Source organism: Mesorhizobium sp. HAY1-8B (assembly GCF_056868045.1).
In genome coordinates this window covers 913,328-927,153 of the sequence record NZ_CP200321.1, presented here as the reverse complement: position 1 = coordinate 927,153, position 13,826 = coordinate 913,328, and the positions used below count along the sequence as shown (strand labels likewise).

Annotated in this window: 15 protein-coding genes; 8 read left to right on the top strand and 7 right to left on the bottom strand. The window is 64.7% G+C overall.

The genetic code is table 11. From position 1 onward, the window contains the following. Window positions 1–2,499, top strand: a complete 2,499-nt coding sequence (gene ligD, locus AC1VON_RS04645) for a DNA ligase D (protein ID WP_483120647.1) — start codon at window positions 1–3, stop codon at window positions 2,497–2,499. Window positions 2,500–2,530: 31 nt separating this feature from the next. Here the strand turns inward: ligD and AC1VON_RS04640 are convergent, their stop codons facing one another. Then, window positions 2,531–3,205, bottom strand: coding sequence for an ArsR/SmtB family transcription factor (locus tag AC1VON_RS04640; RefSeq protein ID WP_483120645.1), 675 nt, complete (start codon window positions 3,203–3,205; stop codon window positions 2,531–2,533). Window positions 3,206–3,378: 173 nt separating this feature from the next. On the opposite strand from AC1VON_RS04640, the gene AC1VON_RS04635 reads away from it, so the two are divergent. Both AC1VON_RS04635 and AC1VON_RS04630 read left to right on the top strand, forming a co-directional pair. Further along, window positions 3,379–3,711 (top strand): NIPSNAP family protein, encoded by a 333-nt coding sequence (locus AC1VON_RS04635; protein ID WP_140771034.1) that lies wholly within the window; start codon window positions 3,379–3,381, stop codon window positions 3,709–3,711. After that, complete coding sequence (locus AC1VON_RS04630; RefSeq protein WP_172347719.1) at window positions 3,708–4,052, top strand: antibiotic biosynthesis monooxygenase family protein; 345 nt, start codon at window positions 3,708–3,710, stop codon at window positions 4,050–4,052. Before AC1VON_RS04635 ends, AC1VON_RS04630 begins: the two co-directional genes overlap by 4 nt. A 20-nt stretch (window positions 4,053–4,072) precedes the next feature. Here AC1VON_RS04630 and mbfA read toward each other — a convergent pair whose 3' ends face one another. Beyond that, window positions 4,073–5,056, bottom strand: coding sequence for an iron exporter MbfA (gene mbfA, locus AC1VON_RS04625; RefSeq protein WP_172347720.1), 984 nt, complete (start codon window positions 5,054–5,056; stop codon window positions 4,073–4,075). Between the two features lie 176 nt (window positions 5,057–5,232). On the opposite strand from mbfA, the gene AC1VON_RS04620 reads away from it, so the two are divergent. Both AC1VON_RS04620 and AC1VON_RS04615 read left to right on the top strand, forming a co-directional pair. After that, window positions 5,233–5,553, top strand: a complete 321-nt coding sequence (locus AC1VON_RS04620; RefSeq protein WP_056576330.1) for a hypothetical protein — start codon at window positions 5,233–5,235, stop codon at window positions 5,551–5,553. Between the two features lie 225 nt (window positions 5,554–5,778). Continuing rightward, complete coding sequence (locus AC1VON_RS04615) at window positions 5,779–6,762, top strand: threonine/serine dehydratase family protein (protein WP_483120642.1); 984 nt, start codon at window positions 5,779–5,781, stop codon at window positions 6,760–6,762. A gap of 73 nt (window positions 6,763–6,835) precedes the next feature. Here AC1VON_RS04615 and AC1VON_RS04610 read toward each other — a convergent pair whose 3' ends face one another. From AC1VON_RS04610 to AC1VON_RS04595, 4 genes are read right to left on the bottom strand one after another with little or no spacing between them, the layout of a single operon-like run. Next, window positions 6,836–7,972, bottom strand: a complete 1,137-nt coding sequence (locus AC1VON_RS04610) for an ABC transporter permease (RefSeq protein ID WP_483120640.1) — start codon at window positions 7,970–7,972, stop codon at window positions 6,836–6,838. Beyond that, window positions 7,969–8,889, bottom strand: coding sequence for an ABC transporter ATP-binding protein (locus AC1VON_RS04605; RefSeq protein ID WP_483120638.1), 921 nt, complete (start codon window positions 8,887–8,889; stop codon window positions 7,969–7,971). Before AC1VON_RS04605 ends, AC1VON_RS04610 begins: the two co-directional genes overlap by 4 nt. Next, window positions 8,886–9,839, bottom strand: coding sequence for an HlyD family secretion protein (locus AC1VON_RS04600; protein ID WP_483120636.1), 954 nt, complete (start codon window positions 9,837–9,839; stop codon window positions 8,886–8,888). Before AC1VON_RS04600 ends, AC1VON_RS04605 begins: the two co-directional genes overlap by 4 nt. Continuing rightward, window positions 9,836–10,543: a DUF1956 domain-containing protein gene (locus AC1VON_RS04595; RefSeq protein WP_483120635.1), complete on the bottom strand. Its 708-nt coding sequence runs from the start codon at window positions 10,541–10,543 to the stop codon at window positions 9,836–9,838. Before AC1VON_RS04595 ends, AC1VON_RS04600 begins: the two co-directional genes overlap by 4 nt. Before the next feature lie 90 nt (window positions 10,544–10,633). Here AC1VON_RS04595 and AC1VON_RS04590 point away from each other — a divergent pair, with 90 nt between their 5' ends. The 3 genes from AC1VON_RS04590 to AC1VON_RS04580 are packed head-to-tail and all read left to right on the top strand — an operon-like array spanning window position 10,634 to window position 12,910. Continuing rightward, window positions 10,634–11,107 (top strand): CYTH domain-containing protein, encoded by a 474-nt coding sequence (locus AC1VON_RS04590; RefSeq protein ID WP_172347726.1) that lies wholly within the window; start codon window positions 10,634–10,636, stop codon window positions 11,105–11,107. Next, entirely contained in the window at window positions 11,104–12,048 is a 945-nt protein-coding gene (locus tag AC1VON_RS04585) for a CHAD domain-containing protein (RefSeq protein WP_483120633.1), read from the top strand. Before AC1VON_RS04590 ends, AC1VON_RS04585 begins: the two co-directional genes overlap by 4 nt. A 55-nt stretch (window positions 12,049–12,103) precedes the next feature. Next, the gene (locus AC1VON_RS04580) at window positions 12,104–12,910 is read left to right on the top strand and encodes a C40 family peptidase (RefSeq protein ID WP_483120631.1); all 807 of its coding nucleotides are present in this window, start codon (window positions 12,104–12,106) and stop codon (window positions 12,908–12,910) included. Between the two features lie 110 nt (window positions 12,911–13,020). Here AC1VON_RS04580 and AC1VON_RS04575 read toward each other — a convergent pair whose 3' ends face one another. Next, complete coding sequence (locus AC1VON_RS04575) at window positions 13,021–13,821, bottom strand: helix-turn-helix domain-containing protein (RefSeq protein ID WP_172347729.1); 801 nt, start codon at window positions 13,819–13,821, stop codon at window positions 13,021–13,023. Window positions 13,822–13,826: the final 5 nt, after the last annotated feature.

Below are 13,826 nucleotides of genomic sequence, written 5' to 3'. Positions count from 1 at the left end.
ATGGCCGGCCTCGAGCGATATAACGCCAAGCGCGATTTCAAGAAGACCTCGGAACCGGCCGGCAAGATCGCGCGGACCAGGAAAAGCGAGGGCGGCATCTTCGTCATCCACAAGCATGCGGCGACGAGGCTGCACTACGACCTTCGGCTGGAACATGACGGCGTGCTGTGGAGCTGGGCGGTGACACGTGGCCCAAGCCTGGACCCGCATGAGAAGCGGCTGGCCGTCCATGTCGAGGACCACCCGATCGACTATGCGCCGTTCGAGGGCACGATCCCCAAAGGCGAATATGGCGGCGGCTCGGTCATCGTCTGGGACGAAGGGACATGGGTGCCCGAGACCGACCCGGCCAAGGCGATGAAGAAAGGCCATATCAACTTCGAGCTCAAGGGCCACAAGCTGCATGGGCTGTGGCATCTGGTCAGGCTGAAACCGCGTCCGGGCGAAAAGCGCGACAACTGGCTGCTGATCAAATCGGACGATGCCGCGGCGCGCCCGGGCGAGGATATACTGAAGGAGGCGCCGCAATCGGTGAAGTCCGGCCTGACGATCGAGGAGATCGGCGAAGGCAAGACGGCGAAAGGCCGAAAGCCCGACGTCTGGCATTCGAACAAACCGGCGACCGGCAACGCGAAGGCGGCCGCCCGGAAACTCGACTTCATCGAACCGCAGCTGGCGACACTCGAACGGGATGCGCCGCCGGGCAAGGACTGGCTGCACGAAGTGAAATTCGACGGCTATCGCATGCAGGCGCAGATCGCCGGTACCGATGTGCGGCTCTTGACCCGCACCGGACTCGACTGGACAGAGAAATTCGGCGGCGAAATCGTCACCGAACTCGCCGGCCTGAAATGCAGCGATGCCGTCGTCGACGGCGAGATCGTCGTGCTGGCCGACAGCGGCGTCTCTTCCTTCGCCTTGCTGCAGCAGGATTTGTCGGCAAAGCGGACAAATCGCTTCATTTATTATGTGTTCGACCTGATGCGCCTCGACGGCAAGGATTTGCGCGCCGAACCGCTGGTCGAGCGCAAGCAGGCCTTGCAGGAGCTGCTCGGCACGCAGTCCGAGAACCCGGCGGTGCGTTTCTCCGACCACTTTTCCGAGCCCGGCAAGATCATGCTGGAGCATGCCTGCCGCATGGGGCTGGAAGGCGTCGTCTCGAAGCGTGCCGATGCGCCCTATCGCAGCGGGCGCGGCCCGACATGGGTGAAGTCGAAATGCACGGCGCGGCAGGAATTCGTCATTGGCGGCTATTTGCCGTCGGACAAGACCGGGCGTGGGCTGCGCTCGCTGCTGGTCGGCTACTATGAGGGCGGCAAACTACACTATGCCGGGCGTGTCGGCACCGGCTTCTCCGCCAAGGGTGCGACGGAGCTGAAGACGAAACTCGATGCGCTGAAGGCCAAGGATTCGCCTTTCGACAAGGCCGTGCCGAAGGGCAAGGGTCTGGTCTGGGTCAAGCCGGAGCTTGTCGGCGAGGTGGAGTTTCGCAGCTGGACCTCGGACCGTATAATACGCCATGCCTCGTTCCAGGGGCTGCGCGAGGACAAGCCGGCGGAGGACGTTGTGCAGGAAAAGCCCAAGGCAGCGACAGGCAAGGCCAAGTCGTCGTCAAGCGGCGCCGGCAAATCCGCCGGGGCGGTAACGACCACCGTCAAGCTCTCCCACCCCGACAAGCTGCTGTGGCCCGATGAAAAAATCTCCAAGCAAGGTCTGCTCGACCATTACGCAGAGGTCTGGCCGCGCATGGAGCAGTTCGTCGTCAACCGTCCGCTCAGCCTGGTGCGGGCGCCGGACGGCGTTGGCGGGCCACGCTTCTTCCAGAAACACGCCTCGGCCGGCATGAGCGACAAGATAGCCCGGATGAAGGATCCGACCGATGGCGAGGAAATCCTGTTCGTGCGGGATTTCGACGGGGTCGCGGCGCTCGTCCAGTACGGCGTGGTCGAGATCCACATCTGGGGATGCATGATCGACAAGCTCGAACAGCCGGACCAGATCATCTTCGATCTCGACCCCGATGAGGGCGTCGACGTGAAAGCGGTGCGCGAGGCGGCGCTCGACATCAGGGGCAAGCTCGACGAGCTGTCGCTGCCGAATTTCGTCAAGACATCGGGCGGCAAGGGTTATCACGTCCTGGTGCCGCTGAAGCCCTCGGCGGATTGGGATGCGGTAAAAACCTTCGCCCATGATTTCGCCAAGGCGCTCGAACAGGGCGCTCCTGACCGCTACACGGCGACGCTGTCGAAGAAGGCGCGCACCGGGAAGATCTTCGTCGACTATCTGCGCAACGGCCGCGGCTCGACGACTGTCGCACCCTATTCGTCGCGGGCCAAGAAGGGAGCTACCGTGTCGATGCCGGTGACCTGGGCCGAAATCGAGGCCGGGCTGGCGCCGAACGCGTTCCCGATTGGCGACAAGACGACGGTGAAACAGTTGGCGCAAGCCGATCCGTGGGCGGATTTTTTCAAGCAGGGGAAGATATTGAAGCGGGGGTGAGCCGGACCAAGGTGTGGACGAGGTAGGCCCCTCAGCTCAAAAACGCCCTCTCAAACGCCTGCTTGCCCGGCGGCGAGAAGATGACCGCGCGGCTGTCCTTTTCGCGGCGTGCCCATTTTTCCAGAAGGATCTTGTCGAGGATGGCGGCGCCCAGCGTGCCGGCGAGATGCGAGCGGCGCACGCTCCAGTCGAGGCAGGCGCGGCAGACCGGCCGGCGCGGCCTGGGATCGACATCGATGCCCATGGCGGAAAAATGCGATGCCGCCGACGGACCTAGCCTGATCTCCCTGTCGTCGCGCAGCAGGATGTCTTTCTCGACAAGGCGGTCGAGCATCGCCACCGCCTGCTCGCCGGCGAGGTGGTCATAGCAGACGCGGGCGACGCGCATCGCCGCGTCACGCGGACCCGGCCGCACGCGCTTGGGGCCAACGGCTTCCGCCACACCGGTGATGGCTTCGATCATGCCCGCGACCTGCGGACCGGCGAGGCCGTAATAGCGATGCCTGCCCTGGCTGGCCAAGGTCAGCAACCCACCCTCCATCAATTTCGACAAATGCGAGCTGGCGGTCGGCAAGGAGACGCCGGCCTCCAGCGCCAGTTCGCTCGCCGTCAGCGCCGTGCCGCCCATCAGCGCGCTGAGCATGTTGGCGCGGGCCGGATCGCCGACCAGGCTGGCGATGCGCGAGATATCAGGTCCTTCACGCATGGTTTGATCCCTGTCGAAGCATCCTTGTGAGATAACCACTAATCTGGCCTCAGCTCAAGGAGCCGGCGACGCAAGCGACGATGGCTCCTGACGCCCCAAACTGCCTAGCACATCGATGCGTATGACGTTTCGACCGCGCTCGAAGCGTCGATGCAAGACCCAGGGAGCCGACCATGACCATCACCTGCTTCATCCGCTATGAGATCGACCCGTTCGGCAAGGCCGCCTTCGAGGAATATGCCCGCAACTGGGGCCAGGCCATTCCGCGCTGCGGCGCCGATCTGATCGGCTATTACGCACCGCATGAGGGTTCGGCGACGACGGCCTACGCCGCCTACAACATTGAAAGCCTGGCCGCCTACGAGGCCTATCGCGCGCGGCTTGCCGCCGATCCCGCCGGCAAGGCAAACTATGAGTTCGCTCGCCGCGAAAGATTCATCCTCAAGGAGGACCGCATGTTCCTGAAACACGTCTCCGGGCCCCATGCGAAGCTGGTGCTGCCGTGATCGCCGTCATCTTCGAGGTCGAACCGGCGGAAGGCAAACGTGATGCCTATCTCGGGATCGCCGCCAAGCTGCGCCCCTTGCTCGAAGGCATTGACGGTTTCATCTCGATCGAGCGCTTTCAGAGTCTCGCCGACCCGAACCGCATCCTGTCGCTGTCGTTCTGGCGCGACGAGGACGCGGTGAAGGCCTGGCGCAACACCGAAGAACACCGCCAGGCGCAGCAGGCGGGCCGCGGCGGCATCTTTGCCGGCTATCGGCTGCGCATCGCGCATGTGGTGCGCGATTACGGGCTGGCCGAAAGGGACGAGGCGCCGGCGGACAGCCGGGCGGTGAATGGGTGAGTGGCTTGGCGCGACAGCGCTCAAGCATTCCCGATCAGCACCCCCGCCGCGAACACCAGCGCACCGCCCAGCACCACCTGGAAGGCGGCGCGCAGGAAAGGCGTCTGCATGTAGCGGTTCTGGACGAAGGCGATGGCCCACAATTCGAAGAACACCACCACAGCGGCAACGGCCGTCGCCGTCCAGAAATGCGGAATGAGATAGGGCAATGCGTGGCCCAGACCGCCGGCTGATGTCATGACGCCGGTGGTGATGCCGCGTTTTATCGGCGAGCCGCGACCCGAGAGCTTGCCGTCGTCGGAAGCGACTTCAGTAAAACCCATGGAGATGCCGGCGCCAATCGACGCGGCAAGCCCGACCAGGAAGGTCTGCCAGGTGTCATGCGTGGCAAAGGCAGCGGCGAAGATCGGCGCCAGCGTCGACACCGAACCGTCCATCAGGCCGGCCAGGCCGGGCTGCACATAAGTCAGGATGAACTGGCGCTGCTCGGCGGCGGCCTCTTCATCCTTCACGTCGCCGGGCACATGCTTCTGCTCCAGCCGCTGCGCCAGTGTCTCGTGACCCTGTTCGGCTATGGCGAGGTCGTCGAGAAGTTTACGCGTCGAGGCATCGGTGGTGCGCTTTGCCGCCTCGACGTAGAACAGGTAGGCCTGCTGCTCCATCGCCTCGGCCTGGCGGCGCACATGCTCGATGCCGAGCGGCCTCACCAGCCAGTCGGGCTTGCGCTCGAAATAGCCCTTCACATGTTCGCGCCGGATCAGCGGAATGCGCTCGCCGAAACGCTTGCGGAAGAGTTCGATCAGGGAGTCGCGATGGCCGTCCTCCTCCTCGGCCATCTCCTCGAACACCTTTGCCGATTGCGGGAAGCTTTCCGCCAGCCCGTCGGCATAGGCCCGATAGATGCGGCCGTCATCTTCCTCGGATGAAATGGCCAGCGCCAGGATTTCTTGTTCAGAGAGCGATTCGAAGGAGCGGCGGCCGAAGCCGAAAACACGGGAAAGCATGAGGAAATGACCCTAGTTTAGAATAATTCTAAACTAGGGTTTGCCACGCTCCGGGTCAATCGCGCCGAGGTCACGGGTTCGAGAATTGTTGAAGCGCTCCAGCGGCCCCGTTTCTTTATTATTGGCATACATTCACCTATATAGCTGAACCTAAGACAAGAATGAGGAGCACGCGCATGACGAAGCCGCACCCGCAACATTTTGACCCGAAACCCGTTCTCGATCTCATTGCCGGTATCGAGGCCGATCTGCAGCGCCTGAAGGGCCTGGTCGAGCAGCAGATCGAAAAGTTCGACCCCGCCAACCCGCACAACAAGGCCCCCGACGGCAAGCTGACCGAGGAAGGGGTCGAGTGCTGCTACCGCATGTTCGACGAAGGCAAGTCGCGCTATTCGGTCGCCCAGCAGATGAAGATCTCCTTTGCCGCCGCCACCCACCGCTTCAACAATTGGCGCAAGCTGGGCGGAACCAAAAGGCAGCGGACGTTGCTTGGGTGAAAACCCGATCCCCGGCAGGGCGGCTCCGAGAGACGCGGAACATGGCGGATGTCGGCGGGATATCACCCCCTCTGGCCTGCCGGCCAGTTGGGGGTGACTGCCGAGACGCTTGAGACAATGTCCCCGGCGATACCCGCCAACATTGTAACGGTCACATTTTTTCGATGGTGCGCCACGGCTGTTTGCGCGCATCATGAGAAGACCCTCTCTTCCACTGGACCTCGCATGACCGCCACCACCCCACCCGGCATCGCCGACATCCACGCCGCCGCGGCCCGCCTTTCCGGCCTGATCGTCGAAACCCCCTTGATCGAATCGCAGGAGCTGAACAAGCGCTTCGGCGGCCGCATCCTGTTCAAGCCGGAGACGCTGCAGCGCACCGGCTCGTTCAAGTTCCGCGGCGCCTACAACAAGCTGTCGTCGCTGAGCGAGGCGGAACGCAGCCGGGGCGTCGTCGCCTTCTCGTCGGGCAATCATGCGCAAGGGGTTGCCGCTTCGGCCGCCATGTTCGGCGTCAAGGCGGTCATCGCCATGCCGGCGGACGCGCCGGCGATGAAGATCGGCAATGTCCGCAAGATGGGGGCGGAGGTGGTGCCCTTCGACCGCTTTCGCGATGACCGCATGACCGTGGTTCGCCCCTATATCGACAAGGGCATGGTGCTGGTGCCGCCCTTCGACGATCCTGCCATCATTGCCGGGCAAGGCACGATCGGCCTTGAACTGATGCGGCAGGCCAAGGCGCTCGGCGTCAGCCTCGACGCCGTCTTGATCCCCTGCGGTGGCGGAGGCCTGTCGAGCGGCATTTCGGTCGCGGTCAAGGATGCCTCGCCCGGCACCGCGGTCTGGGCGGTCGAGCCCGAGCATTTCGACGATACGCGCCGCTCGCTCGCCGCCGACGCCCGGGTTTCCAACGAAGCGGGCCACAGCTCGATCTGCGACGCGATCCTGACGGCCGAGCCGGGGGTGATGACGTTCGAGATCAACCGCAAGAACCTCGCCGGCGCCATTGCCGTCTCCGACACAGCGACGGCACAGGCGATGCGCGATGCCATGGCCTATCTGAAGCTCGTGGTCGAGCCCGGCGGCTGCGTGGCGCTGGCGGCGCTGTCGTCGGGCGAGATGGACCTTGCCGGCAAATGCGTCGCCGTGGTGCTGTCCGGCGGCAATGTCGATTTCGGCACCTATGCCGGGATCATGGCGGCCGCCTGATCGCTCTGGCCGGCCGCAATCCAGTCGCCCGCATGTAGCGTGGCCTTTTGGCCGGCCTGCTTGCGGACGCCGGTCAGTCCAGCGTCCGCCTGAAGCGCAAGAGCGCGGTGCCCGCGAAGACCAGCACGAACACGGCCAGCCAGCCGATCTCGGTGGCAATGGCGTGGAAATCGGCGCCCTTCAGCATGACCGCGCGGGTGATGCGCAGGAAATGCGTCAGCGGGAAGATTTCGCCCAGCGCCTGGGCCCAGCCCGGCATGCCGCGATAGGGGAACATGAAGCCGGACAAGAGCAGGGACGGCAAGAAGAAAAAGAAGGTCAGCTGCATGGCCTGCATCTGCGAGCGGGCCATGGTCGAGATGGTGTAGCCGAGCAGCACCAGCGACAGCACGAAGACGAGCACCGACGACAACAGCAGCGTCAGGCTGCCGACGAACGGGATATCGAACAAGAGCTTCGCCGCCACCAGCACCACCGCGACCTGCACCGCGCCGACGACAAGGAAGGGCAGCACCTTGCCCAGCATGATCTCGGCCGGGCTGGACGGCATGGCGAGCAGGTTCTCCATCGTGCCGCGTTCGGTTTCGCGGGTCAGCGCCATGGCAGTCATCATCACCATGGTCATCTGCAAGATGACGCCGAGCAGGCCGGGCACGATGTTGTATTGCGAAATGCCTTCGGGATTGTAGCGCTGGTGTACCACCACCTGCAGCTGCTGCCTGGCATTCTCGGCGGCGGCCGCCTGCATGCCCTGGGCGCGCAGCAGCGCCTGGCTCGCCACCTTGCTCAGCGTGGAAATGGCGCCGCTCGCCGCCGAGGGATCGGTGGCGTCCGCCTCGATCAGGATCTGCGGATTGTCGCCGCGCTCGACTCGGCTAGCGAAGTCGGCCGGGATGGTGACGACGAAGGAAACGTCGCCGCGCGCCATCAGGAATTCCGCCTCCTCGGCGCTCTGGGTGACATGGTCGAAACGATAGTAACCCGTCACCTGCAGCGCCGAGACCATGGCGCGCGTGTACTGGTCGTTGCTCATCGCCACCAGCGCCGTCGGCAAGCCCTTCGGATCGTTGTTGATGGCAAAGCCGAACAGCACCAGCTGCAGCAGCGGAACGCCGAGCATCATGGCGAAGGTGATGCGGTCGCGCCGCATCTGGATGAACTCCTTGATCAGCAGCGCGCCAAGCCTGGCGAAGGAGAAGATGCTGTTCATGCCATGTTGTCCTTCGACCCCGACATGAACTGGATGAAGACGTCCTCCAGGCTGGTTTCGCCCGGCGCGACCGTTACGCCCTCGTGCTCCTTCTCGACGTCGGCAAGCGCTGCTTCGAGCTTCTTCTTGTCGGAACCGACGACATGCAGCGTCGCGCCGAAGGGCGCCACCTGGTCGACGCCGGCGCGGCCCTGCAGCTCTTCGGCCACCTTGGCCAGCCGCGGCCCCTGCACCACGAACGTCGTCAGCCCGGCATTCCTGACCACTTCGGCGACGGTGCCGGTGGCCAGCATCTTGCCGTAGGAGATGTAGCTGATACGGTGGCAGCGCTCGGCTTCGTCCATGTAGTGGGTGGAGACCAGCACGGTGAGCCCGCCGCTGGCGAGACGATGGATCTCGTCCCAGAATTCGCGCCGCGCCTTCGGGTCGACACCGGCCGTCGGCTCATCGAGCAAAAGCAGCTTCGGCTTGTGCATGATGCAGGCGGCGAGCGCCAGCCGCTGCTTCCAGCCGCCGGACAGCGTGCCGGCCAACTGGTTGCGGCGCGAGGTGAGGCCGAGTTCCTCCAGTGTCCTGGCCACATACTCCTCGACGGGTTTCAGCCGGTAGAGCCGCGCCACGAATTCGAGGTTCTCGCCGATGGTCAGATCCTCGTAGAACGAAAATTTCTGCGTCATGTAACCGACTTCGCGCTTGATCCTGAGCGACTCCGTGCGGATGTTGAAACCCAGCACCGTGCCTTCGCCTTCGTCCGGCGTCAGCAGGCCGCACATGATGCGGATGGTGGTGGTCTTGCCCGAACCGTTGGGGCCGAGAAACCCGACGATCTCGCCCTCGGCGACCGACATCGTCACGTGGTCGACGACGGTCTTGTCGCCGAAGCGCTTGACCAGGCCGTGAACGTCGATGGCGTTCATTTTGCCGTTTCCGCAAGATCGACGTCGACGATCTGGCCGGGCTGCAGCGGGCCGGCATCGCCCTCCGGGCGGGCCTCGACCAGATAGACCAGCTTCTGTCGGTTCTCGAGCGAATAGATCACCGGCGGGGTGAATTCGGGATCGGGCGAGACATAGCTGACCCGCGCCTTCACACCACCGCCGCAGCCGTCACAATGAACACTGAGCAGGCTGCCGATCCTGACCGAGGAGAAGGCGGCCTCCGGTATGTAGACGCTGAGCTTCACCGCGCCGTCAGGCAGCATCGAGATGACCGGCGCGGTCGGGCCTGCCGTGTCGCCGGGATTGCGGATGACGTCGTTGACGCGGCCGGGCGAGGGCGCCGCAAGCACCCGTTTCGACAATCGCCACTGCGCTTGCTCCAGCGTCGACTGCGCCTGCTTGACCTGGTTGTCGGCGGCCTTGATCGTCTCGGGGCGCGCCGGCAGGCCGCCGACGGCGAGATTGGCCTCGGCCTGGCCAACTTGGGCGTTGGCCGTCTCCAGCGTCGCCGAGGCGGTGTCGTAGTCGGCTTGCGTGCCAGCGCCACGCTTGAACAGATCGGCGGCGCGGTCGTATTTGCGCTTGGCGTCGGCCGCCTGGGCTCTCGCCATGTCGACCTCGGCCTTCAGCACGGCGATCTCTTCCGGCCGCTTGCCGACCTGCAGATCGGCGAGTTGCGCCTGCGCCTGCGCAAGGCCGGCTTCGGCTTGCGCCACCGCGATCCTGGCGTCGGCGCTTTCCAGCGTCACCACGGGCGTGCCCGGCGTGACGCGATCGCCGCGCTTCACGGTAACCGTATCGACCTGTGCTACCTCGATGGGCGCCAGCAGCACATAGTCGCCTTCGACATAGCCGACGGCGAGCGGCGCGGCGGGGGCACAGGCACCGAAGAGCTGGGCGGCAAGCGGCAAGGAGCAGAGAAAACTCATTCTTTTGACCCCATTTTGGGTTCTGATCCCGTTCGGGCGGCCAGTATGGCGCTGAGATTGTCTGAAACGGCGGCCACCACCTTGGCCGCCTCGGCGGCGCCGATGTCGTGCCAGCCCATACGGCGCATCACCGCCTCGCGGCCGATGCGGAAATAGATGACCTGGCCGATCAGCGTGAACACGGTGAGCCGGGTCCGCTCGCTTTCGGCCGGCTCGCCGGTCGCCTGCTCCCAGATCAGACACAGCCGGCGATGCGTCGGCTCGAACACGCCGTCATAGATGCGGTCGAGGGCTGCTGTCGGATGCGACAGTTCGCGCAGGACGAACTGCACGATCTCGCCGGCCTGCGGCTGCGCCACGATGAAGCCGACCATCCGCTCCACCGCCCCGAAGAGCAGCAAGCGCGCGGCCTCCGGATCGTTTGCCGCCGCGGCCTGGGCGCTGCCCAGCGCCTGGCCGGCAACCGTCTGAATGGTTTCGACGATATAGTCGGCGGCGGCGGCGCGAAGGCCTTCCTTGCCGCCGAAATGATAGGCGATCGACCCGATATTGGCCTGCGCCTCCGCCGCGATCTCGCGGGTCGAGGTCCCGTCGAAACCCTGCCGGCCGAACAGTTTCAGCGCCGCCCGCACGAGTGCGGTGCGCGTCAGATCCGCCGGAGAGGTCTCGCGGCGGGGACTTTTGGCGTCGGGTACTTTGATCATGACAAGACTTTAATCAATCGATTGATTAAAGTCAACTTGTGTTCGGACTTGTCTTGCCATTGCCCGCGGCAAACGCTTTAGTGCGCGGCCATGGGCAAGGAAGTCGAGCGCAAGTTCCTGGTCTCCAGCACCGCATGGCGGGAGCTGGTCGAGGCGGATATCCGCATTCTCCAGTTCTATCTTGCCGCGGCGCCTGGGCGGACCGTGCGCATTCGCATCAGCGACGGCGCGTCCGCCAAGCTGACGCTCAAATTCGGCAGCGGCGCGCGCGAGCGCGACGAGTTCGAATATCCAATCCCGCTCGCCGATGCCTTGGAGATGCTGGACTTCGCCATCGGACGTGTCATCGAGAAGACACGTCACCATGTTAGGCATCGCGGCTATCTCTATGAAGTCGACGTCTTTGGCGGTGCACTCGCGGGACTTGTGGTGGCCGAACTCGAGACGCCGGAAGACGTGCCGGACGAAATGCTGCCTGACTGGCTCGGCCGTGAAGTCACCGGCGAGCAGAAATTCTACAACGCGTCGCTCGCCCTCGGGGGGATACCGGAGATCGCCGCATGAGCTTTCGTATCGACCCGCGCCTGCCGCTGACCGGCGAGGTCAGGCGCATTCTCGCCGAGGAAATCGGCAAGGCGCTCCAGCATCTGGATGCGGCGCGCAGCCGGCCGGAACAGGGGCTGCACAAATGCCGCAAGCGGCTGAAGGGCGCGCGTGCCTTGTTGCGCTTGGTTCATTCCGGAGACGAAACATTCTGCACGACGGAGAATCAGTGCTATCGCAACGTGGCGGCGCTGCTTGCCGGCCCGCGCGAGGCGACGGCGTTGATCGAGACAATCGACCGGCTGGCGGCTGCTTTTCCCAAGGAGAGCGCCGATGGCGGTCTCAATGCCGTGCGCGACAGGCTGATCGCCCGTCAGCACGATCTGCATGAAGGCTCCGGCCTTGAAGCGGCAATCGGCGCGGCGACCGCCGCCTGCGAAGACGGCATGAAGCGGATCGAAAGCCTCGCCCTGCCCGACCAGCCGGAACAGGCGGCCGACGTGCTTGCCGAAGGCGCCCGCGTCACCTTGCGCCGTGCCAGGAAGGCGCTCGACAAGGCCGGCGCGCGCGGCGAGGCCAATGATTTCCACGATTTGCGCAAGGCGGCCAAGACGCATGGCATGCACCTCTCGCTGCTGGGCAGGCTCTGGCCGACGCCGATCAAGGCGCGGCGCAAGGCGGTCGATGAACTGGGCGAACGGCTCGGCGAATTGCATGATCTGTTCGTCATGCGCACGCTGCTTGAGGCGGACGACGAGCCGCTTGGCCCGCCCGAGGACACGAAACTTCTTGGCAAGCTCATGAAGCGCTCGGAGAAGAGCTTGAGAAAGTCATGTCTTGCCGAGGCGGGCGAGCTGTTCGGCGACAGCCCCAAGCATTCGACCAAGAAGCTGGCCCGCAACGCGCGCGACGATCTGGCCAGTCCGGCGCAGCGCGACGAAACGAGCGCTTCCGCCGGCTGACGAAGCGCCGGCACGCTGGCACTTCCCCGCCGGCGTGTGCTAGTCACGCTCCATCATGACCGAGCCCGGCGACACGCTCCTGGACCGCCTTGGCCGCTGGCTCGCCGGCCGGTTGCAGGAAGAGTCCTCCGGCTATGAACCCTACACGCCGTCGGACCCTGAAACACTGCGCCGCACGCTGGAACCCGGCGACATCCTGCTGATCGAGGGCAACCAGAAGATCTCGGCGGCGATCAAGTACCTCACCCAGTCGACATGGTCGCATGCGGCCTTCTATGTCGGCGACGCGCTGGCCGAACCGGAGGACGGAACAGAGCGGCGGCGGTTGATCGAGGTCACGCTCGGCGAAGGCTGCGTGGCGGTACCCTTGTCGCGCTACCGCACCTACAACACCCGCATCTGCCGGGCGAGCGGGCTGACGCCGGAGGACCGCGACACGGTCATCGCCTTCATGATCGGCAAGCTTGGCCTGAAATACGACCTCAAGAACATTTTCGACATGCTGCGCTATTTCCTGCCGACGCCTCCGGTGCCGGTGCGCTGGCGCCGGCGCATGCTGGCCTTCGGCTCCGGCGACCCGACCCGCGCCATCTGCTCCTCGCTCATCGCCGAGGCCTATGGCCGGATCCACTACCCGATCCTGCCCGAGATCACCCGTGCGCCGGGCCGCGCCTCGGCGCAGTCGAGCTATATGCGCAAGGAAATCCTGCACATTCGCCACCACTCGCTCTACACGCCGCGCGACTTCGACTTGTCGCCGTTCTTCCGCATCGTCAAGCCGACGCTGGAATATGGTTTCGACTACCGGCAAATGGTCTGGGACGACAAGGCTGCCAGCGCGGAGACGAAAGCCGCTGAATAATGCGTGTCGCCCCAAAAGCGACCCCGGGTTTGGGAAGACGACATGCATGGAACAAGACCTGAAGCACGTCGCATGAACCGGCTTCGACGCGACGCGCTTCAGCAGTCCTTTCAAGCTGGAAGCGGGCGTCGTCCTTTTGCGGCGGGCGGCTCAGGCATCCGCGCCCCGGCATCGCGCGGGTGCGGGCCGATCGGCATGATCGCGGGAAACGGCGTCGCCCCAAAGGCGAACGTCCATTTGTAACCGGTGAGCCCGTCCTCGGGCGTCGTATGCTGGTCGTGGTGAGCCAGCAATTTGGCGCGCTCGGCAAGGTCTTCCGCTTCGCGCCGCACCATCTCGGCCGTCTCCGGCCGCATCCGCCTGGAGAAGCTGACGAAGGTCGCCTCCTTCTCGATATGGGTGATGGCCCAGCCGATGAAGTTCTTGTTGGTCATCTCGAACAGCGGCCTGAGCGGCCCTTCGAAGTTCCACTGGATCGGCGTTTCGACCAGCAATCTTGCCGTGAGGCCCCGGCCGAGCGCGATCAGTCCCAGTTCCTCGAGATCGCGCAGATAGAGGAACATCGAGGCTTCGCTCAGGCCCTGCGAGCGCATGATGCCTTCCGGCGTGAACTTTTCCGACAGCATGACGAAGATGAACAGCAGCGCCGGTCGGCCGGCCAGCCGGCGCTCGATCTCCGGCGCAATGTGGTTGACCGGGCCCGGCCCCCGGTTCATCGAGCCGAGCACGTTTTCCAGCTCGACGCCGGCTGCGGCGCAGATCTCCACCAGCCGGTCGAGCTTGCAGTTGCGCTCGTGGAAGATGCGCTTCACCGTCGGCTCGGAAACGCCCATGCGATCGGCCAGCTCGCGATAGGTGACGCCCTTCGCCTTCAATGTCCGCTTCAGCGCCTCGAAGATCAGACCGTTCATGGGAT

Excerpts from the sequence above, each read along its gene's own strand:
- ligD (WP_483120647.1), top strand. The coding sequence starts at position 1 with ATGGCCGGCCTCGAGCGATATAACGCCAAGCGCGATTTCAAGAAGACC.
- AC1VON_RS04640 (WP_483120645.1), bottom strand. The coding sequence starts at position 3,205 with ATGCGTGAAGGACCTGATATCTCGCGCATCGCCAGCCTGGTCGGCGAT.
- AC1VON_RS04635 (WP_140771034.1), top strand. The coding sequence starts at position 3,379 with ATGACCATCACCTGCTTCATCCGCTATGAGATCGACCCGTTCGGCAAG.
- mbfA (WP_172347720.1), bottom strand. The coding sequence starts at position 5,056 with ATGCTTTCCCGTGTTTTCGGCTTCGGCCGCCGCTCCTTCGAATCGCTC.
- AC1VON_RS04620 (WP_056576330.1), top strand. The coding sequence starts at position 5,233 with ATGACGAAGCCGCACCCGCAACATTTTGACCCGAAACCCGTTCTCGAT.
- AC1VON_RS04615 (WP_483120642.1), top strand. The coding sequence starts at position 5,779 with ATGACCGCCACCACCCCACCCGGCATCGCCGACATCCACGCCGCCGCG.
- AC1VON_RS04610 (WP_483120640.1), bottom strand. The coding sequence starts at position 7,972 with ATGAACAGCATCTTCTCCTTCGCCAGGCTTGGCGCGCTGCTGATCAAG.
- AC1VON_RS04605 (WP_483120638.1), bottom strand. The coding sequence starts at position 8,889 with ATGAACGCCATCGACGTTCACGGCCTGGTCAAGCGCTTCGGCGACAAG.
- AC1VON_RS04600 (WP_483120636.1), bottom strand. The coding sequence starts at position 9,839 with ATGAGTTTTCTCTGCTCCTTGCCGCTTGCCGCCCAGCTCTTCGGTGCC.
- AC1VON_RS04595 (WP_483120635.1), bottom strand. The coding sequence starts at position 10,543 with ATGATCAAAGTACCCGACGCCAAAAGTCCCCGCCGCGAGACCTCTCCG.
- AC1VON_RS04590 (WP_172347726.1), top strand. The coding sequence starts at position 10,634 with ATGGGCAAGGAAGTCGAGCGCAAGTTCCTGGTCTCCAGCACCGCATGG.
- AC1VON_RS04585 (WP_483120633.1), top strand. The coding sequence starts at position 11,104 with ATGAGCTTTCGTATCGACCCGCGCCTGCCGCTGACCGGCGAGGTCAGG.
- AC1VON_RS04580 (WP_483120631.1), top strand. The coding sequence starts at position 12,104 with ATGACCGAGCCCGGCGACACGCTCCTGGACCGCCTTGGCCGCTGGCTC.
- AC1VON_RS04575 (WP_172347729.1), bottom strand. The coding sequence starts at position 13,821 with ATGAACGGTCTGATCTTCGAGGCGCTGAAGCGGACATTGAAGGCGAAG.